The organism is Pseudomonas berkeleyensis (genome assembly GCF_014109765.1).
Classification (GTDB): domain Bacteria; phylum Pseudomonadota; class Gammaproteobacteria; order Pseudomonadales; family Pseudomonadaceae; genus Aquipseudomonas; species Aquipseudomonas berkeleyensis.
Window position 1 is genome coordinate 5,613,335 of record NZ_CP059139.1, and the last position, 18,725, is coordinate 5,632,059.

Annotated in this window: 17 protein-coding genes and 1 riboswitch; of the genes, 5 read left to right on the plus strand and 12 right to left on the minus strand. The window is 65.0% G+C overall.

What is annotated here, in order from left to right:
- Positions 1-3: 3 nt before the first annotated feature.
- The 4 genes from cobF to HS968_RS26090 all read right to left on the minus strand — a co-directional run bounded on the left by cobF (position 4) and on the right by HS968_RS26090 (position 4,090).
- Positions 4-771, minus strand: coding sequence for a precorrin-6A synthase (deacetylating) (cobF, locus tag HS968_RS26075; RefSeq protein ID WP_182369472.1), 768 nt, complete (start codon positions 769-771; stop codon positions 4-6).
- Positions 768-1,478: a vWA domain-containing protein gene (locus HS968_RS26080; protein WP_238338892.1), complete on the minus strand. Its 711-nt coding sequence runs from the start codon at positions 1,476-1,478 to the stop codon at positions 768-770. The genes cobF and HS968_RS26080 overlap by 4 nt, the downstream gene beginning before the upstream one ends.
- Positions 1,460-2,461, minus strand: coding sequence for an ATP-binding protein (locus HS968_RS26085; RefSeq protein WP_182369476.1), 1,002 nt, complete (start codon positions 2,459-2,461; stop codon positions 1,460-1,462). The genes HS968_RS26080 and HS968_RS26085 overlap by 19 nt, the downstream gene beginning before the upstream one ends.
- An 87-nt stretch (positions 2,462-2,548) precedes the next feature.
- Positions 2,549-4,090 (minus strand): MFS transporter, encoded by a 1,542-nt coding sequence (locus HS968_RS26090; RefSeq protein WP_182369478.1) that lies wholly within the window; start codon positions 4,088-4,090, stop codon positions 2,549-2,551.
- 115 nt (positions 4,091-4,205) lie between these two features.
- Between HS968_RS26090 and HS968_RS26095 the strand changes: the two genes are divergently transcribed.
- Positions 4,206-5,117, plus strand: a complete 912-nt coding sequence (locus HS968_RS26095) for a LysR family transcriptional regulator (protein ID WP_182371694.1) — start codon at positions 4,206-4,208, stop codon at positions 5,115-5,117.
- Positions 5,118-5,125: 8 nt separating this feature from the next.
- On the opposite strand, the gene HS968_RS26100 is transcribed toward HS968_RS26095, so the two are convergent.
- From HS968_RS26100 to cobW, 4 genes are all read right to left on the minus strand, one after another.
- Positions 5,126-6,739, minus strand: coding sequence for an ATP-binding cassette domain-containing protein (locus HS968_RS26100; protein ID WP_182369480.1), 1,614 nt, complete (start codon positions 6,737-6,739; stop codon positions 5,126-5,128).
- Between the two features lie 370 nt (positions 6,740-7,109).
- A complete protein-coding gene (locus HS968_RS26105) occupies positions 7,110-7,379 on the minus strand; it encodes a hypothetical protein (protein ID WP_182369482.1) in 270 nt (89 codons plus the stop codon).
- Positions 7,376-11,125 (minus strand): cobaltochelatase subunit CobN, encoded by a 3,750-nt coding sequence (cobN, locus tag HS968_RS26110; protein WP_182369484.1) that lies wholly within the window; start codon positions 11,123-11,125, stop codon positions 7,376-7,378. Before cobN ends, HS968_RS26105 begins: the two co-directional genes overlap by 4 nt.
- Positions 11,126-11,261: 136 nt before the next feature.
- Complete coding sequence (gene cobW, locus HS968_RS26115) at positions 11,262-12,311, minus strand: cobalamin biosynthesis protein CobW (RefSeq protein WP_182369485.1); 1,050 nt, start codon at positions 12,309-12,311, stop codon at positions 11,262-11,264.
- Positions 12,312-12,406: 95 nt separating this feature from the next.
- Positions 12,407-12,601, minus strand: a riboswitch (cobalamin riboswitch).
- A gap of 86 nt (positions 12,602-12,687) precedes the next feature.
- Between cobW and HS968_RS26120 the strand changes: the two genes are divergently transcribed.
- Positions 12,688-13,125, plus strand: coding sequence for a cobalamin biosynthesis protein (locus HS968_RS26120; protein ID WP_182369487.1), 438 nt, complete (start codon positions 12,688-12,690; stop codon positions 13,123-13,125).
- Positions 13,122-13,877: a precorrin-4 C(11)-methyltransferase gene (cobM, locus tag HS968_RS26125; RefSeq protein ID WP_182369489.1), complete on the plus strand. Its 756-nt coding sequence runs from the start codon at positions 13,122-13,124 to the stop codon at positions 13,875-13,877. Before HS968_RS26120 ends, cobM begins: the two co-directional genes overlap by 4 nt.
- A gap of 222 nt (positions 13,878-14,099) precedes the next feature.
- On the opposite strand, the gene HS968_RS26130 is transcribed toward cobM, so the two are convergent.
- Entirely contained in the window at positions 14,100-14,330 is a 231-nt protein-coding gene (locus HS968_RS26130) for a hypothetical protein (protein ID WP_182369491.1), read from the minus strand.
- 192 nt (positions 14,331-14,522) lie between these two features.
- On the opposite strand from HS968_RS26130, the gene HS968_RS26135 reads away from it, so the two are divergent.
- Together HS968_RS26135 and map are read left to right on the plus strand one after the other, a co-directional pair.
- A complete protein-coding gene (locus HS968_RS26135) occupies positions 14,523-14,732 on the plus strand; it encodes a ParD-like family protein (protein WP_182369493.1) in 210 nt (69 codons plus the stop codon).
- On the plus strand, positions 14,732-15,493 hold the full coding sequence (map, locus tag HS968_RS26140) for a type I methionyl aminopeptidase (protein WP_182369495.1): 762 nt from the start codon (positions 14,732-14,734) through the stop codon (positions 15,491-15,493). The genes HS968_RS26135 and map overlap by 1 nt, the downstream gene beginning before the upstream one ends.
- 63 nt (positions 15,494-15,556) lie before the next feature.
- On the opposite strand, the gene HS968_RS26145 is transcribed toward map, so the two are convergent.
- From HS968_RS26145 to HS968_RS26155, 3 genes are all read right to left on the minus strand, one after another.
- The gene (locus tag HS968_RS26145) at positions 15,557-16,024 is read right to left on the minus strand and encodes a hypothetical protein (protein ID WP_182369496.1); all 468 of its coding nucleotides are present in this window, start codon (positions 16,022-16,024) and stop codon (positions 15,557-15,559) included.
- A 66-nt stretch (positions 16,025-16,090) separates the two neighbouring features.
- On the minus strand, positions 16,091-17,941 hold the full coding sequence (gene glmS / locus HS968_RS26150) for a glutamine--fructose-6-phosphate transaminase (isomerizing) (RefSeq protein ID WP_182369498.1): 1,851 nt from the start codon (positions 17,939-17,941) through the stop codon (positions 16,091-16,093).
- An 11-nt stretch (positions 17,942-17,952) separates the two neighbouring features.
- A complete protein-coding gene (locus HS968_RS26155; RefSeq protein WP_182369500.1) occupies positions 17,953-18,723 on the minus strand; it encodes a DeoR/GlpR family DNA-binding transcription regulator in 771 nt (256 codons plus the stop codon).
- Positions 18,724-18,725 lie beyond the last annotated feature (2 nt).

Consider the following 18,725-nt stretch of genomic DNA (forward strand, 5'->3'; position numbering starts at 1 on the left):
ACATTAGAATATCCGCCGACTTTCCTTGCGCAACAAATAACTATCCATGATCCACCCATTACGCTCCCGCGCTTCGGCGCGGGTGGTGGCGATGCGTTCGGCCACCTCATCCAGCGGGCCGGCGATCAGGATTTCATCGGCTGTACCGACGTAGGCGCCCCAGTAGATATGCAGGCCCTGGCCGACGAAGCGGCGATAGGTGTCCTTGGCGTCGAGCATCACCGCCACGCTGTCCACGCCCTGTGGCCAGCCTTCGGCGAGCAGGCGGCCGGTGGTGATCTCCACGGCGCGGCCGATGCTGTTAAGCGGAATGCGGTGGCGTGCGGTCAGCGCCTGCAGGCTGGTGATACCAGGAATCACGTCATAGACGAAGTCGCTGCGCCGCGCGGCGATGGCCTCGATGATACGGATGCTGCTGTCGTACAGCGACGGGTCGCCCCAGACCATGAATGCCGCCGTTTCGCCATCGGCCATCTGCTCGTCGATAAGCTGCTCGAACACCGCCTGCTTGTCACGGTTGAGCTCGTCGACGCTGGCGCGATAGTCCACCGCCTCGCGTTCGCGCTCCGGTTGCAGGCCTTCGGCGAAACGCGGTGTGTGCCCCTCAAGGAAACGTGCGCAAATCTCGCGGCGCAGGGCGTTGAGCTTGTGCTTGGCCGCCCCCTTGTCCATCAGGAAGATCACGTCGCTGCGACGCAGCGCCTTGATCGCCTGGTAGGTGATGTAGTCCGGGTCGCCGGCGCCGATGCCGACCAGCAGCAGGGTTTTCATGGGGTTCTCCAGGTGCGCCCCGGCACGCCGGGCGCCAGGTCGTCGATATGTTGGTAGTCGGCCTGTAGCGCCTGCGCCAGCTGGCGCGCGCGGCCCAGGCGGATGGGCGCGCGCTCGGTATCGAGCAACAGGGTTGGGCACGGCAAGGGCGTCAGCGTAGGCAGATCACGCAAGCGGCCGTCGGTGAGGATCAGCAGGCGCTGGCGTTCGCTCGGTTTCGCTCGTTGCCGCCGCAACAGCCAGTCACCCGCCTGATTCAGTGCATCGAGCAACGGCGTACCACCACCAGCGCCCAGCTCGTGCAGCCAGCGGTGCAGCTCGGCGCTGGCCTTGCGCCCCTGCCACAGCCATTGCGCTTCAAGGCCGCCGGCCTGTAGCACGGCCAGGCGCACACGTTGGCGATAGGCGCTGTCGAACAGCTCGGCGAGCACGCCCTTGGCCAGGCTCAGGGCGCCGTGGCGACGGGTCGAGGCGGAGGCATCCACCAGCACCAGCCACAACTCGTCGGCCCTCTGGCTACGCGGGCGCAACACCAGCTGCTCGCGACGTTGTGGTCGTCCCTGGCGCAGGGACGCCGGCCAATCGATTCGCCCGTCCGCACCGCTGCGGGCGGCGCCACGCAGGCCGCCGCCGAGTCGTCCGGGCCGGTTGCGGGCATCCGCGCCTGTGGCTGTGCGCGGGCGGATGCTCAGGGCTTTTTTGGCCAACGCGGCGGTACGCGTCGTTCGCCCATGGCCTGCGGCTGCGCCGGCAGCTCGCCCCACTGCCCTTCACCCTGGCTCTGTTCCTGCGCCTGCTGCGGCGCCTGGCGCCGCTCGGGCGGCGTGGCAGCCGTCGGTTGTTGCTGACGACGGCGATGGCGCAGGACGAAGTCCTCTACCGCCTCGATATCCACAGGCTCGATGCCCGCCGCGCCACGCCAGGCGGCATGGGCACGGGCGGCACGCAGCCAAACCAGATCGGCACGCAAGCCATCGACACCCGCGGCGAAGCAGCGCTGGCTGATCTCACCCAAAGCGGCGTCATCCAACGGGATATCGGCCAGGCGCTGGCGAGCATTTTGGCAGCGGGCAGCGAGGGCAGCCTGCTCGGTTTGCCAGCGTTGCAGGAAGGCTTCGGGGCCTGCATCGAAGGCCAGGCGGCGGCGGACGATCTCGGCGCGCTCGGCCGGCTGCGGCTGGCCATCGAGGGCCAGGTTGAGCCCGAAGCGGTCGAGCAGTTGCGGGCGTAGCTCGCCCTCCTCGACGTTCATGGTGCCGATCAGCACGAAGCGCGCGGCGTGCCGATGGGAGATGCCGTCACGCTCGACATGGTTGACCCCGCTGGCAGCGGCGTCGAGCAGCAGATCGACCAGATGATCCGGCAGCAGGTTGACCTCGTCGACATACAGCACACCGCCGTCGGCACGGGCCAGCAGGCCGGGGGAAAACTGCGCACGGCCTTCGCCCAGCGCGGCGTCCAGATCCAGGGTGCCTACGATGCGCTCCTCGCTCGCGCCCAGCGGCAGGGTGACGAAGCGCCCGCCATCGAGCAGGTCGGCCAGGCCGCGGGCCAGTGTGGACTTGGCCATGCCGCGCGGCCCCTCGATCAGTACACCGCCAATGGCCGGATCGATGGCCGCCAGGCACAGCGCCAGCTTGAGCGCATCGGCGCCCACCACGGCGGCGAGCGGGAAGTGGAGGTCGGTCATGGGGAGGTTCCAGCAGTGACAAGGCGTGCATGGTAGCAAGCACGGGCCGTCACTGGCGCCCCAGAGAGCATGTGGATAAGTCGCAGGCTAGCTGCGGCCTCGACGGAAGAACAACCAACTCAGCAGACTCAACCCACAAGAACCCAGGCCTGCGTAGAACATGGCCCAACCAGTACCCTGGCGCAGCGCCGCCTGGGCGATGGCCGCACCCTCCTCTGCAACCTGCCCCGGCCAGCTCAGGGTAGTCAGTTTGCCGGCCGCGATATCCTGGCTGAAACCAGACCACAATGCGGCCGTGCTCGGCGGCAACGCCTCGGCCAGGTGCTGCCCGATACCCAGCACCAGTACCAGCCCCATCAAGGCGATATTCAGGGCCAGGGTGATTAGCCGCGCGCTGAAGTCGATGCCCGAGGCCATGCCTGAACGATCAGGCGATACCGCCCCCGTGGTGGTGTTGGTGGTGGGCGAGTTGGTCAACCCCAGGCCGATACCGGCGAGCACGCAGCCGGCGAGGATCAGCACGGCATCGGGCTGGCTGGCCAGGTTGGCACCGGCCATCAGCATGAACCCCACACCGATCATGCCCAGACCCAGCGGAATAATGCGCTCGGCACCATGGCGCAGGGCCAGGCGCTCGGCCAGCGGCGGCACCAGCAACGCCGGCAGGGTATAGGCCAGCAGGGCGAGCCCGGTGGCGAGGGTGCTGTAACCCAGGCCTACCTGGAAATAGATCGGCAGAAAGATGATGAAGGGCCAGAAGCCCAGGTTCATCCCCACCGAGCCCATCAGGGCGCCATTGAAGCGCGCGATGCGAAATACCGAGAAATCGAACATCGGATGCGCGCTGCGCCGCTCGATGACCACGAACGACACCAAGCCCAGCAGCGCCAGGCCGGCCCAGCCGAGCATGCCCGGGCTGGCAAAGCCGCTCTCGGTGCCCTGGGTGATGAAGTAGACCAGGGCGAAAACACTCAGGGTCAGGCTCGCCATGCCGGCGATATCCAGGCGCTGCGCGGCGGGGTCACGTGATTCCTCCACGCTCAGGTGCAGCAGCACCAGCGTCAGCACACTCAGTGGCACATGGACGAGAAACACCCAGCGCCAGTCCGTCAATTGCAGGATCAGCGCACCCACCATCGGCCCGAAGCCCAGGCCGACACCGGCGATCACGCCCCACAGGGCGAATGCGCGGGCACGGGCGGCGGGTTCGCGGAACTGGTGCGAAAGAATGGCGAACTGGCAGATCATCATCGCCCCGGCGCCAATGCCCTGGACGAAGCGCGCCACGATCAGCGTGCTCGCATCGCTCGCCAGGCCGCAGGCCAGCGAGGCCAGGCCGAACAGCCACAGGCACAGCACCAGCACTCGCCGCCGGCCGAAACGATCCGCCAGCGTACCCGCCGCCATCAGCACGCTGGTACAGGCCAGGGTGTAGGCGTTCATGATCCATTGGGCATCCTGAAAGCGCGTCCCGAGTTGCTGCTCGAGGGTCGGCAGGATCACCGGTACGCTGGAAATCTCCAGGCCGAACATCAGCGCCACCAGGCAGATGGCGGTCAGGGCCAGACCATCCCGGCCGGCACGCGGTGGGTCGAGCGCCACGGCCGAAGACGTGTTGGAACCAGGCATGAGAAAACTCCTTTCGAGGCTGCCACAGTGGCTGTGGAGCATTCTCAAGGGAATTTACTTCTTCATTCGTGATAGTTTTTCCTCCAACAAGGGAATAGCAGGCAACAATCACAGCATGGCCATTCCACGTTTCGATGGCGTCGAACTCTTTCTGCAGATCGTCGAGAGCGGCAGCCTGACCGAGGCCGCAGAGCGCCTGAACCTCACCCGCTCCGCCGTGGGCAAGGGCCTGGCGCGGCTGGAGGCACGCCTGGGCACACGCCTGTTGCAACGCTCGACCCGGCGCCAGTGGCTGACCGAGGACGGCCAGGCCTACTACGAGCACTGTCTGCGCGCCCGAGCCGAACTGGAAGCCGCCGAAGCCGTGCTGGAAAGCGGCCGCCAGCAGCCACGCGGGCGGCTGAAAGCCAGCGTGCCGCTGGCCTTCGGTCACCACTACGCCGCGCCAGCCCTGTGGCGCCTGCTGGACAGCCACCCCGAGCTGGAGGTGGAGATTTCCTTCTCCGACCGCCGGGTGGACATGCTGCAGGAAGGTTTCGACCTGGCGGTGCGCATCGGCGCCTTGCCGGACGGCGACCGCCTGAGCGCCCGCCGCCTGGGCGAGCAGGTGATGAGCCTGGGCGCCGCACCTGCCTACCTGCAGCGGCACGAGCCGATCGAACGGATCGAAGACCTAGCCCGGCACCGCCTCATCGGCTACGGCAGCGCGGCACCCTCGCCAGGCTGGCAACTGGCCGACGAGCAGGGGCGCATGCACCATGCGCGGATCGCCTCCGCACTGTGGCTGGATGACCTGCAATCCGTGGCCGATGCCGCCATCGCCGGCATGGGCCTGGCCTGGTTGCCGAGCTGGCTGCTGGCGCACTACGTCCTGCGCGGGCAACTGCAACCGGTGCTGGCGGCCTATCGCTGCCAGCCCCTGCCGATCCATGTCATCTGGCCGACCGCACCCCATATGCCGGCCAAGACCCGCTGCGCCATCGACGCTCTGGTGACCGCGACACCAAGCTGCCTGGCCGGCACCTGAGTGGCACCTCAGCAGCGTTCATGCCGCCAACCGTCGGCAGTCCATAGCAACCGCTCGCTCGGCATCAGCGCATCGACGAACGCGGCGTCATGGGAGACCACCAGCAGCGCACCACGGTAGTCCCGGAGCAGTGCCTCCACGGCCAGGCGCGAGTCGAGGTCGATATGGTTGTCCGGCTCGTCCAGCAACAGCAGTTGCGGCGTCGGGTCACGCGCCAGCACACCCGCCAGCGCTACTTTCAGGCGCTGACCGCCGCTGAGCCTGGCGCTGGGCAGCAGCGCCGCCTCGGCATCCACACCCAGATGCACCAGACGTGTACGCAGCAGGCTCTCGGCGCTGCCCGGCGCCAATCGCTGCAGATGCTCCAGGGCCGACTCCTGCGCATCCAGCCCGTGCAGATGCTGGTCGAGCAAGGCCCAGGGCACCTCGACGCGGCACTCCCCCGACAGCGGCGCCAGGCGGCCGGAGAGCACCGCCAGCAGGCTGGACTTGCCACAGCCATTGGGCCCGAGCACGGCAACCCGACGCGAGCCGAACAGCTCGAAATCCGGCAACGACGCCGCACCGAACGGCAGGCGCAGATCACGCCAGTACAACACCCGGCGGCCTGGCGGCAGGGACTCGGTCTGTCCATGCAGGGTCACTGGAGGCTCCTCTACCAATGCCGCAACGGCCTCGCGTACCTGCTCATCGAGCTGCTGACGGCGCGAATCCAGGCGCTTGGCAGTGCGCCCGGCGCTACTCTCGCTGCGGTTTTTCTGCATACCGAGCAGGATTTTCGCCTGGTTGCTGTCCTTGCCCTGGCGAAGCCCACTGGCACTGCGCTGTTGCTGGCGTTCCTGCTGCTGGCGCAGCTCACGCTCGCCACGCTTGCGCTCGACACGGGCGCTGTCCAACGTCTGCCGAGCGGCCTCGCGCTCCCGCTGGCGGCTGGCCTGGTAGAAGGCATAGCCACCGCCATAGCTGCGTAAGCCGGCTGCGGACAGCTCGACGATGCGCTGCATGCCAGCCAGCAGTTCGCGGTCATGGCTGATCAACACCAGGCCGCCGCGCCAGCTCGCCAGACGCTGACCAAGACGCCGGCGGCTGGGCAGATCGAGGTGGTTGCCGGGTTCGTCGAGAATCAGCAGATCAGCCTCCGCCAGCAATGCGCCGAGCAAGGCAACGCGACTGCACTCGCCACCACTCAATTGCATCGCAGGTGTCTGCGGGTCGAGATGACCAAGGCCTTCGTCCTGCAACGCACGCTGCAGCCGCTCGATCACATCCCAGCGGCCATCGAGGGTCTCGATGTCATCGGCATGCGGCTCACCGCCCATGACCCGCTGCAAGGCATCGAACCACGGCGCACATCCCATCAGATCGACGACCCGGGCGCCAGGCGCGGCAACGATGCGCTGGGGCAGATAGGCGATACGCCCCTGGCGCAGGACGCGCCCATCACTGGGCTGCAGCTCACCGGCCAGCAAACGGCCGAGGATGCTTTTACCAACACCATTGCGCCCCACCAGACCGGTGTGACGGTTATCGAAAACTTCGCTGAGCGCCTCGAACAGCGTGGCGCCGTCGGCAAAGCGGAAAGAAACGCGCTCGAGCGCGACAAGGGGGAACCGGTCATCCATGCCTCCAGGCAATGCCGTGAATACGCGCGGACTGAAGCCGCGATCGATCACTGGTCGTGCGAACACGACGGCATTACTGACGCATTGGACGAGACTCCGGAAAAGGCATGAGTGGCCAGGGTAAAAGTCAGGGAAGGTGAAGACAAGTGCAATGGGGTTCACCCGGATCTGTGGGAGGGGCAAACCGTAGGGTGGGTTAGCGGCGCAAAGCGCAGATCTTGCAGCCACGCCAGACCGTCGCGCGCCGCGTAACCCACCAGGCGATGTTCCGTGTTGCACCAATGGTGGGTTACGCCGCCATTGCGCCTGTGGATAACTCCAATTCGGTGCCAGGCGGCTAACCCACCCTACGGTTCTTGGGAAATCATGCTCAATTACCGATACCGCATATGCTCAGAGAGAAAAGCACGATCCCGAGAACTCGCGGAAACAGAGCGGCCAATCCGCCACTGCCTATTACACCAGACAGAATCCAGATGCCGATTCCGGCAAGGCTGGTGGGGCCGCTGTCGATCAAAATGAATGAAAACAAACCGATCCATATACCAGCCATGGCACCGACACAGGCCGAGCGAAGTCGTTCGCGTCGGGTAATCGGTCGGCGCCACCATACGCCTATTCGGGCCAGTGTTTCTTTCACGCGCCCTCCTCGCTATCGAGCAGCAGATTCTCCAGCGCCTCTCGGTATTCGCCAGGATTCTCCCACAGGCCGCGCTGCTGGGCTTCCAGCAGGCGTTCGAGGATATCGTTGAGCGCTCCGGGGTTGTGCTGCTGGATAAAGTCGCGGGTGTCTTTGTCGAGCAGATAGGCATCGGTCAGCAGCGCGTACTGGTGGTCATCGACCAGTTCGCTGGTGGCGTCGAAGGCGAACAGGTAGTCGATGGTCGCGGCCAGCTCGAAGGCGCCCTTGTAGCCGTGGCGCTTCATCCCCTCGATCCACTTGGGGTTGGCAGCGCGGGCACGCACCACGCGATTGAGCTCTTCCTTCAAGGTGCGAATGCGCGGCGTATCCGGCTGGCTGTTGTCGCCGTGATAGCTGGCCACCTTGAGCCCGCGCAGGGTCTCAACTGCCGCCAGCATGCCGCCCTGGAACTGGTAGTAGTCGTTGGAATCGAGGATGTCGTGTTCGCGGTTGTCCTGGTTGTGCAGCACCGCCTGCATCTGCTCCAGGCGCTCGACGAAGCGCTGCCGCGCGGGCGCGCCCTCGGCGCCGCTGCCGTAGGCGTAACCGCCCCAGTTGAGGTAAACCTCGGCCAGGTCGGCACGACTCTGCCACAGGCGCTCCTCGATGGCGTTCTGCACCCCGGCGCCATAGGCGCCCGGCTTGGCGCCGAACACCCGCCAGCCAGCCTGGCGCCGTGCTTCGGCTTCATCCAGGCCGCTGTCCTTGAGCGCCAGCGATTCGCACCAGACCCGCGCCGACAGCGGGTTCATGCCTTCCGGCTCGTCCAGCTCGATCACCGCCTGCACGGCCTCGTCGAACAGGCGGATCAGGTTGCTGAAGGCATCGCGGAAGAAGCCGGAAACGCGCAGGGTCACGTCCACCCGGGGTCGACCAAGCTGCTCCAGCGGCAACACCTCGAAGCGCTCGACGCGCTGGCTGCCCGGCTGCCATACCGGGCGCACGCCCATCAGCGCCAGCGCCTGGGCGATATCGTCGCCACCAGTGCGCATGGTCGCCGTGCCCCACACCGACAGGCCGAGCTGGCGCAGGTGATCGCCCTCGTCCTGCAGGTGGCGCTCCAGCAGGCGATCCGCCGCCTGCACGCCAAGGCGCCAGGCGGTGGGCGTGGGCAGGTGGCGCACGTCGACGGTAAAGAAGTTGCGCCCGGTGGGCAGTACGTCGAGGCGCCCACGGCTCGGCGCACCACTCGGCCCAGCGGGTACGAAACGTCCCTCCAGAGCCGCCAGCAGGCCGCCCATCTCGGCGTCGCCGCATGCATCCAGCAACGGCGCGATATGCCCAGCCAGACCATCGAGAATCAGCTCCACCTCAGCACCAAACGCTTCGCTGCGCTCCCCTACCAGGCGCTGCTCGATCAGCCTCAGTGCCAGCAGTTCCAGACGCTCGCGGGTATCGCCGACAGTGCGCCACAGGCTGTTATCCACAGCCTGCAACGCCTGTGGACGCAGGCCCTCCCAGGGCTGGCCCATATCGCAATCAAGCGGATCGAGGCCCAGCTCAAGAGCACGAGCCAGCGCGCGCAGCAGGCTGGCATTGGCGCCCAGGCCATCACCCCGGGGGATACGCAGCAGCGCCAGCAAGGTGTCACGCCGCAGTTGCCCAGCCGGCGACTCACCGAACACATGCAGACCATCGCGGATCTGCGATTCCTTGAGGTCGCAGAGGTAGGCATCGAGCTGCGGCAACCAGCTGTCGCCGTCGTCGTTGAGCTGCAGGCCTAGCTCGCGGTCGAGGCTGGCCTCACGCACCTTGACCAGGATCTCGCCACGCAGCTCCACGGCGCGGCGCAGGTCGAGCTGGCTGGCGTCGTAGTATTCGTCGGCCAGGCGTTCCAGGTCACGCAGCGGGCCGTAGCTTTCGGCGCGGGTCAGCGGCGGCATCAGGTGATCGATGATCACCGCCTGGGTACGCCGTTTGGCCTGCGCACCCTCGCCCGGGTCATTGACGATGAAGGGATAGATATTCGGCAACGGGCCAATCAGCGCCTGCGGCCAGCAGCCCTCGGAGAGGCCGACGCTCTTGCCCGGCAGCCATTCCAGATTGCCGTGCTTGCCGACGTGGATCAGCGCATCGGCGGAGAACGCCGTGCGCAGCCAGGCGTAGAAGGCGATATAGCCGTGCGGCGGCACCAGATCCGGGTCGTGGTACACCGCAGCGGCGTCGAGCTGGTAGCCACGCGCCGGCTGGATGCCGACGAAGGTCAGGCCGAAGCGCAGACCGGCCACCATCATCCGCCCGCTGCGGAACATGGGATCGTCCTGCGGCTCGCCCCAGCGCTCGCGCACGGCCTGCTGGTTGGCCGCCGGCAGGCTGTGGAAAAACCCCAGGTAGTCGTCCAGCGCCAGGCTCTGCGCGCAAGGCCTTGTATCCAAGCCATCCAGATCGTTGGTGACGCCGCCGAGCAGGCTGTGGACAAGTTCGGTGCCGCTATCGGGCAGGTTATCCACTGGATAGCCTTGCGCCTGCAGCGCGCGGAGGATATTCAGCGCAGCAGCCGGCGTATCCAGCCCCACGCCGTTGCCGATGCGACCATCGCGGGTCGGGTAGTTGGCCAGGATCAGGCCGACTCGCTTCTGATCGTTGCTTTTGATCGCCAACTGGCACCAATTACGCGCCAGTTCGGCGACGTAGGCCATGCCCGGCTCATGCGCCTGGTAGCACACCACGTCGCTCTGGCTGCGCTCGCTGCGCCAGGCCAGGCCCTTGAAGCTGATGGCAGTGCCGATCAGCCGGCCATCCAGCTCGGGCAGCACCACGTGCATGGCCAGGTCACGCGAGCCCAGGCCCTGGGCGCTGGCCTGCCATTGCGCGTGGTTGTCCAGCGAGCAGATGGCCTGCAGCACCGGGATATCGCGGCGGAACACCCGCGCCTGCGGCGCCTCGGGATTGGACAGGGCAAAGCCGGTGGTATTGATGATCAGCGCCGTGTGCGTTTCATCCAGCCAGGCCTGCACCTGATCCAGACAGGCGGGTTCCTTGAGGCTGGCCACGGCTATCGGCAGCGGGTTGAGACCCTGACGAACGAGGTGCTCACAGAAGGTATCGACGAAGGCGGTGTTCGCCGATTGCACATGGTTGCGGTAGAACAGCAATGCCGCCACAGGCGCATCCGGTTGCCACTGCGTCTGCCAATCGGCCAGTTGGGCAGGGCTACGCTGCGGGTGATAGAGGACGACACGCGGCAGCGGTTGCGGCTCCTGCCAGCTGTCATCACGGCCCAGCCAGCGGCTGCCGATGCAGCGGAACAACTGGCGGGCGTTATCCAAGCCGCCCTGGCGCAGGTATTGCCAGAGGCGCTGGCTATCCTCCTCGGCGACGTTGCTAAGCGCAATCAGCTCCGGGTCGGGCTTGTCGTCACCCGGCACCATGATCACCGTGGCGCCACGCGCGCCCAGCTCTACCAAGCGCTCGACCCCGTAGCGCCAATAGCTGACCCCGCCATGCACCGAGATCAGGATGACCTTGGCATGCTGCAGCACCTGCTCGACGTAATAGTCCACCGAGGCGTTGTTGCTCAGCTGTGCCGGGCTGGCCAGGCGTAGGCTGGGATAGTCGTCCGGCAGTTGCCGGGCGGCCTCGGCCAACAGCGACAGGTGCGAATCCCCCGTACACAGGATCACCAGCTCGGCAGGCGTCTGACCAAGGTCGGCGATGCTGTCGGCCGGCAGTTGAGCGCCGGGCTGAGTGCGCAGAAGGTGCATGTTCGTTCCGTGGAGGGGCGTTAGCCGCGACTGGTGGTAGCGCCGTAGGGTGGACTCAGGAGCGAAGCGAACAGTCCACCGCCAGCGCGCACGTCCACATGGCGTACTGCTACGCGAGTACGCCCTACGCTCTGTATCAGGCCAGCGCCGCCTTCAGCTCGGCCTCGATAGCCACGCGGTTTAGCTGCTGGCCGATCACCACCAGGCGGCTCAGGCGCGGCTCGTCGACCTGCCAGGCGCGGTCGAAGTGACGGTCGAAGCGCTGGCCCACGCCCTGCACCAGCAGGCGCATCGGCTTGCCAGGGATCGCCGCGAAGCCTTTCACCCGCAGGATGTCGTACTTGGCCACAGCATCCTTCAGCGCAGCCAGCAGACGCGCCTCCTCAGCTTCGGGTAGTTCCACGTGGAACGAGTCGAATTCCTCGTGATCGTGATCCTCGTCCTCATCGTCATGGTGAGTGCGGCGGCTGTCGATATGCAGCTCCGTTTCGCTGTTCAGGCCCAGCAGCACGTCCAGCGGCAGCTCGCCGCCGTGCGCCTCGATCACCTTGACCGCTGGCGGCAGTTCTTCAGCCACTTCGGCGCGCACCGCAGCCAGCGCCTCGGCGTCGAGCAGGTCGGCCTTGTTGAGGATCACCAGGTCGGCGCTGGCCAGCTGGTCGGCGAACAGCTCGTGCAGCGGCGATTCGTGGTCGAGGTTCGGGTCGAGCTTGCGCTGCTCGTCCACCTGATCCGGGAAGGCGGCGAAGGTGCCGGCGATCACCGCCGGGCTGTCGACCACGGTGATTACCGCGTCGACGGTGCAGGCGTTGCGGATTTCCGGCCAGTTGAAAGCCTGCACCAGCGGCTTGGGCAGCGCCAGACCACTGGTCTCGATGAGGATATGGTCGAGGTCGCCACGGCGCGCCACCAGCTCGCGCATCACCGGGAAGAACTCCTCCTGCACGGTACAGCACAGGCAGCCGTTGGCCAGTTCGAAGACACGGCCATTGGCCTCCTCCTCGCTGCAGCCGATGGAGCATTGCTTGAGGATCTCGCCATCGATGCCCAGCTCGCCGAACTCGTTGACGATCACCGCGATACGGCGGCCGCCGGCATTGGCCAGCAGATGGCGCAGCAGGGTGGTTTTGCCGGCACCGAGGAAACCGGTGACGATGGTGACAGGCAGTTTGGCGAGGGTTTTCATCAAGGGCCCCGTGGCGTCGGTAGGTTCGGCGGACGGGTACGCGCAGGCGGGCACGCAAGGGCGTGCTGGCCGCGTCGGATCACCCCGTCCGAGCAAATGGCTGGTCTGTCGAGGCAGGTCTCCTGGCTCACGGTGTGCGCGTTGCGCATCCTTCACCTTCCCGCCTGGCGGCAGTGGTGTATCGAAGGGTTTAGACCGTTCACAGTTGCGGGGGCAGCCAGGGCATCGACCCTGTTCCCTCTTAGCCCCCCGGCGCCTTGCCGGGAAGAACCTCGAAAGCGAGAAGGCTACGCAGGCCACGGCGGCCGGTCAATCGCGGTTGACCGCTGGCAGGTGCCATGATGAGCTACGCCACCGCTCAGCCCGAATGCCACTCATGTTGCCAACCACCTCCAATCACCCATCCGCCTCAACGATACAGGTCGTCGCCGGGCTGGGGTGTCGCCGTGGCTGCAGCCAGGACGAGTTGCTCGATCTGCTTATCCACAGCCTGAGGCAACATGGCCTGACAGTGGAAAACCTCGTGGGCCTGGCCAGCATCGCCCACAAGCGCAACGAAGCCAGCCTGCATGGCCTGGCCGAGCACCTGGCTCTGGAGTTGGTGTTCTTCGCACCCGAGCAACTGAGCATCTATCAAGCCATGACCGCCGGCAGTGCATTGACCCAGGCAGCCACCGGTAGCCCTGCCGTCGCCGAGCCTTGCGCCCTCGCACTGGCGGCGCGCATGGGCGCATCGCCCTGCCTACTCGGCGAGAAAAACCGTAGTGCCAGCGCCACCTGTGCGCTGGCCACCTTCGATAGAGAACCTGCATGACCGTCTACTTTATCGGTGCCGGCCCCGGCGACCCCGAACTGATCACCGTCAAGGGGCAACGCCTGATCCGCTCATGCCCCGTGATTCTCTACGCCGGCTCGCTGGTGCCCGAGCCGGTGCTGCAGGGCCACAGCGCCGAACAGGTGGTGAACACCGCCGAGCTGAACCTGGGCGAGATCATCACGCTGCTGCAGGAGGCCCATGAACGCGGCCTGGACGTGGCCCGCGTGCACTCGGGCGACCCGTCGCTATACGGCGCCATCGGCGAGCAGATCCGCGAGCTGCGAGCGCTCGACATCCCTTTCGAGATCATTCCCGGCGTCACCGCCACAGCCGCCTGCGCGGCCCTTTTGGAAAGTGAACTGACCCTGCCCGGTATCGCCCAGACGGTGATCCTCACGCGTTACGGCACCACCTCGCCGATGCCCGAGGGTGAGCAGTTGCATGACCTGGCCCGGCACCGCGCGACCATGGCCATCCACCTCGGCGTACGCCAGTTGCCGGCGATAGTTGCCGAGCTGCTACCGCACTACGGCAGCGACTGCCCCGTCGCGGTTATCCACAGAGCGAGCTGGCCGGATCAGGACTGGGTGCTGGGCACCCTGGCCGATATCCAGGAAAGGGTCGCAGCCAAGGATTTTCGCCGCACGACGCTGATCCTGGTCGGCCGTGTGCTCGATCCGGGGGGCTTCACCGAGTCGGCGCTGTACGACGCTGCGCATCGGCACCTCTACCGCCCTGGCCACGACTGATCTGGCGATATTCTGCACAAATCGCTGAAAGGCTCGTATCCATTGACTTTCGACGACTTATCAACAAGAAAGTAATGAAGTTATCCCAGGCCACTGTGGATAGCTATTTGCCGTGGGTCAGTTTTTGTACAACTGACTACAAGGCCCGCTAGTAAAGGGCTTTAGCTAGGTATCACGAGGATATCCACAAGATGATCCACGCCAATTGTGAGCAACTGAGGATCAGAGCTGTACCTCGACCCGCTTGATACCTAATGCCCGCAACTCCACCATCAGCTCGTTCAGGTCGGAGAAGGTCTCCACCTGTTCAGCCTCGTCCACCAGAAAGAAGCTGCGCCCGGCGTCTTTCTTGAAGAACACGATCCACTCCGCCGTATTGGCCGGATTGACCATGACCTGGGTGTCGAACAGCACTCCTTCGTCCGTTCTCTGTTTCACATCTGCGCGCTTCATCCTCTCTCCTCTACCAGCACGACTCCAACGATCCACTGGCCTGACCTGGGCCAGTCAGCGGATTCGCCGACCATTTTAAGGGATCGGAGCACTCACCGGCGCTGACCACCATCAGACTTAGCGAGCACGCAGATGAAATTACCGGGCAACCATTATATGATTCATATGCGTAACATATATACGGAGGCCCCCATGGGCATCGTCAACATCGATGATGAGCTGCACGACCAGATTCGCCGGGCGAGCAGCGTGTCGGGCCGCTCGATCAATGCCCAGGCGGGTTTCTGGATTCGCATCGGCATGCTCTGCGAGATGAACCCGACCCTGAGTTTCAACGAGGTGATGGCTGCCGAACTGCGTGCAGCCGGTGTCACGGTGCCTCCGCGCATGACGGATGCCTGATGAGCAAAACACCGGAGGAAATCGCCCTGATGGCCGAAGCCGGCAGGTTGCTGGCGTCCGTGTTCGGCTATCTGGATCGAATAGACCTGCTCGGCTTGTCGACTCTACAGGTCAACGACCTTGTGGATAACTACATCGTGGATGAGCTCAAGGCGCGCCCAGCGAGCAAGGGGCAATATGGCTTCGCCTATTCAATGAACACCTCGCGCAACGAGGTGGTCTGCCATGGCGTACCCAGTGCCAGTGAGATTCTGCGCAGCGGCGACCTGGTGAACTTCGATATCACCCTGGAAAAGAACGGCTACATCGCCGACTCGAGCAAGGTGTACCTGATCGGTGACGTGTCGCCGCAGGTGCAGCGACTGGTGCACGCTACCTATGAAGCGCTGTGGAAAGGTATCGCTGCTGTGCGCCCAGGCGCTCGCCTGGGAGACATCGGCCACGCAATCGAAAGCCACGCGCGTGCTCATGGCTATTCGGTCGTTCGCGACTACTGCGGTCACGGCATCGGCCGAGAAATGCACGAAGCACCCGAAGTCCTGCACTGGGGCAAACCCGGAACCGGCCTGACGCTGCGCGAAGGTATGACCTTCACCATCGAGCCCATGCTCAATCAGGGAACAGCGGACGTTCGCACCTTGCGAGACGGCTGGACGGTGGTGACCTGCGACGGCCTACTCTCCGCGCAATTCGAACACACCGTGGCGGTAACTCGCGATGGCGTTCAGGTGCTGACGTTGCGGCCCGACGAGCTTCATTGATCACATCGAAATCGCGAAACGCTCTGTGGATAAGCGCCTTCGGCACCAACGGTTACCTTGCCGTCAACCTGGGCAGTTCAACTGCTCAGGATGAATCTCGACGGAAAACAGCACGCCATTTCGGCCGAGGTAGGAATGTTCCTGATGGAGCTTGAACTTGCTCATCGCAGCCATCAGTTGCGGTTCCTTGCAGGCCAGGCGCTCAAGGCCGCTACGGGCCCGTACTTGCATACTGGCCAGGAGCTCCTCGGAGAACATACGTGCGGGGCGGTCGATCCGATATCGGTAGAAGATCGTGTCATCACCCATCAGTCCGATGTACTCGAGTGTGGTCAGTGCATCGACCTTCCTGGGCAGCGCAACGTTCAAGCTCGCCAAACGCTCGACCAGCTCCGCCTGCTGGGCAACCCTCTCCTGCTCGGCCCTGTGAGCGAAGTAACGACCCGTGCCGGCAATGACAATCACGGCCGCGATACTCAGGTAAAAGTTACGCGGATTGCGCCGTTTCTTCGGCGCCAGCTTCATCAACATCCCTGTCTACCTTTGCTATCGAGAAACACCCCTGGAGGAATCAGGGGTGGCAGCGAATGAGCTGACTCACTCCACCGTTACGCTTTTCGCGAGATTACGCGGCTGATCGACGTCGGTGCCCTTAAGCACGGCGACGTAATACGACAGCAACTGCAGCGGCACGGTGTAGAGGATCGGTGCGAGCAGGTCGTGGATATGCGGCATGGCCACCACATGGGTGCCCTCACCATTGCGCATGCCGGCCTGCTGGTCGGCGAAGACGATTAGTTCGCCACCCCGTGCACGCACTTCCTGCAGGTTGGATTTGAGCTTTTCCAGCAGCTCGTTGTTCGGCGCCACGGTAACCACCGGCATATCGGCGTCGACCAGAGCCAGCGGGCCGTGCTTGAGCTCGCCCGCCGGGTAGGCCTCGGCGTGGATGTAGGAGATTTCCTTGAGCTTGAGCGCACCTTCCATCGCCACCGGATACTGCGCACCACGACCGAGGAACAGGCTGTGGTGCTTCTCGGCGAACAGTTCGGAGATCTTCTCGACGGTCTTGTCCATCGCCAGCGCCTCGCCCAGGCGAGTCGGCAGGCGGCGCAGTTCTTCCACCAGCTCGGCTTCCAGCGTCTTGTCCAGGCTGCCCTGTACCTGGCCGAGAGCCAGGGTCAGCAGCATCAGACCGACCAGTTGGGTGGTGAAGGCCTTGGTCGAGGCCACGCCGATTTCCGGGCCGGCCTGGGTCAGCAGGCACAGGTCGGATTCGCGCACCAGCGAGCTGGTGCCGACGTTACAGATCACCAGGCTGGCCAGGTAGCCACCCTGCCCTGGCGCCTTCTCCTTGGCATTGCGCAGGGCAGCCAGGGTGTCGGCGGTCTCACCGGACTGCGAGACACTGACGAACAGGGTATCCGGCTGCACCACCACCTTGCGGTAGCGGAATTCGCTGGCTACCTCGACCTGGCAGGGGATGCCGGCCAGCTCTTCCAGCCAGTAACGGGCGACCATGCCGGCGTGGTAGCTGGTACCGCAGGCGACGATCTGCACGTTCTTCACCTTGGCGAACAGCTCGGCCGCCTGTGGGCCGAAGGCCTGAACCAGCACGTGATCGCTGCCCAGTCGACTCTCCAGGGTGCGTTGCACGACCTTGGGCTGCTCGTGGATTTCCTTGAGCATGAAGTGGCGATACTCGCCTTTGTCGGCTGCCTCGGCGCCCTCGTGGTATTGCACGGCCTCGCGCTGCACCGGCTGGCCGGCGGCGTCCCAGATCTGCACGCCGTCACGGCGGATCTCGGCGATATCGCCTTCTTCTAGGTACATGAAGCGGTCGGTGACCTGACGCAGGGCCAACTGATCGGAGGCGAGGAAGTTCTCACCAAGGCCCAGACCGATCACCAGTGGGCTGCCACTGCGTGCGGCGAGCAAGCGATCCGGCTGTTTGGCGCTGATCACCGCCAGACCATAGGCACCATGCAGCTCGGGAATCGTGGCCTTGAGCGCAGCGCTGAGATCACCGAACTGCTGCAGTTTGTGGTCGAGCAAGTGGACGATGGTTTCGGTATCGGTATCGGAGCTGAAAACGTAGCCCAGGCCCTTGAGGCGCTCACGCAGTTCCTCATGATTCTCGATGATGCCGTTATGCACCACCGCCAGTTCATGGCCGGAGAAGTGTGGGTGGGCGTTGTTCTCGGTGGGCGCGCCATGAGTGGCCCAGCGTGTGTGAGCGATCCCTAGACGACCAGCCAGCGGCTCGGCCTGCAGAGCAGCCTGCAGTTCGCTGACCTTGCCGACCCGACGGCGACGATCGAGCACACCCGCCTCGGTCAGCAGCGCCACACCGGCACTGTCGTAGCCGCGGTATTCCAGACGCTTGAGGCCTTCAACCAGAACAGGGGTGATGTTGCGCTCGGCGATGGCGCCTACGATTCCACACATGGGTACTCTCCTTATTTTTCCAGCGGCGCGAGGATCAACTGGATGCCACGCGCGCGTATCTGTTCGGCAGCCCGGACATCCAGGCGCTCGTCGGTAATCAAGGTATGGACACTGCTCCAGGGCAGTTCCAGGTTGGGAATGCGGCGGCCGATCTTGTCGCTCTCGACCATGACGATGACTTCACGGGCAACTTCCGCCATCACCCGTGACAGACCGAGCAGCTCATTGAAGGTGGTGGTGCCACGCTCCAGATCGATGCCGTCGGCCCCGATGAACAGCTGGTCGAAGTCGTAGGAACGCAGCACCTGCTCGGCGACCTGACCCTGGAAGGACTCCGAATGCGGATCCCAGGTACCACCGGTCATCAGCAGAACCGGTTCGTGCTCCAGCTCACGCAGGGCGTTGGCCACGTTCAGCGAATTGGTCATCACCACCAGGCCTGGCCTGTGCCCAAGCAGCGGGATCATCGCTGCCGTGGTGGTGCCGCTGTCGATGATGATCCGCGCATGCTCGCGAATGCGCGCTACACCCACGCGGGCAATCGCCTGTTTGTAGGGGGAAATAGGCTGCGTCGGCTCGCCGATCAGCTCCTGGGGTACCGGTACCGCACCGCCATAGCGGCGCAGCAACAGGCCGTTCTTTTCCAGGGCGGCCAGATCCTTGCGGATCGTCACTTCGCTCGTTGCGAAGTGCTGCGCCAGGGCATCCACGCTCACCTCGCCCTGCTCGTTGAGCAAGGCGAGGATGGTGTGGCGACGTTGCGGCGTGTTGCGCTTCGACATAC

Bases quoted from the DNA above. Each gene is read 5' to 3' on its own strand.
- cobF (WP_182369472.1), bottom strand. From the start codon at position 771: ATGAAAACCCTGCTGCTGGTCGGCATCGGCGCCGGCGACCCGGACTAC.
- HS968_RS26085 (WP_182369476.1), bottom strand. From the start codon at position 2,461: ATGACCGACCTCCACTTCCCGCTCGCCGCCGTGGTGGGCGCCGATGCG.
- HS968_RS26090 (WP_182369478.1), bottom strand. From the start codon at position 4,090: ATGCCTGGTTCCAACACGTCTTCGGCCGTGGCGCTCGACCCACCGCGT.
- HS968_RS26095 (WP_182371694.1), top strand. From the start codon at position 4,206: ATGGCCATTCCACGTTTCGATGGCGTCGAACTCTTTCTGCAGATCGTC.
- HS968_RS26100 (WP_182369480.1), bottom strand. From the start codon at position 6,739: ATGGATGACCGGTTCCCCCTTGTCGCGCTCGAGCGCGTTTCTTTCCGC.
- cobN (WP_182369484.1), bottom strand. From the start codon at position 11,125: ATGCACCTTCTGCGCACTCAGCCCGGCGCTCAACTGCCGGCCGACAGC.
- cobW (WP_182369485.1), bottom strand. From the start codon at position 12,311: ATGAAAACCCTCGCCAAACTGCCTGTCACCATCGTCACCGGTTTCCTC.
- HS968_RS26120 (WP_182369487.1), top strand. From the start codon at position 12,688: ATGTTGCCAACCACCTCCAATCACCCATCCGCCTCAACGATACAGGTC.
- cobM (WP_182369489.1), top strand. From the start codon at position 13,122: ATGACCGTCTACTTTATCGGTGCCGGCCCCGGCGACCCCGAACTGATC.
- HS968_RS26130 (WP_182369491.1), bottom strand. From the start codon at position 14,330: ATGAAGCGCGCAGATGTGAAACAGAGAACGGACGAAGGAGTGCTGTTC.
- HS968_RS26135 (WP_182369493.1), top strand. From the start codon at position 14,523: ATGGGCATCGTCAACATCGATGATGAGCTGCACGACCAGATTCGCCGG.
- map (WP_182369495.1), top strand. From the start codon at position 14,732: ATGAGCAAAACACCGGAGGAAATCGCCCTGATGGCCGAAGCCGGCAGG.
- HS968_RS26145 (WP_182369496.1), bottom strand. From the start codon at position 16,024: ATGTTGATGAAGCTGGCGCCGAAGAAACGGCGCAATCCGCGTAACTTT.
- glmS (WP_182369498.1), bottom strand. From the start codon at position 17,941: ATGTGTGGAATCGTAGGCGCCATCGCCGAGCGCAACATCACCCCTGTT.
- HS968_RS26155 (WP_182369500.1), bottom strand. From the start codon at position 18,723: ATGTCGAAGCGCAACACGCCGCAACGTCGCCACACCATCCTCGCCTTG.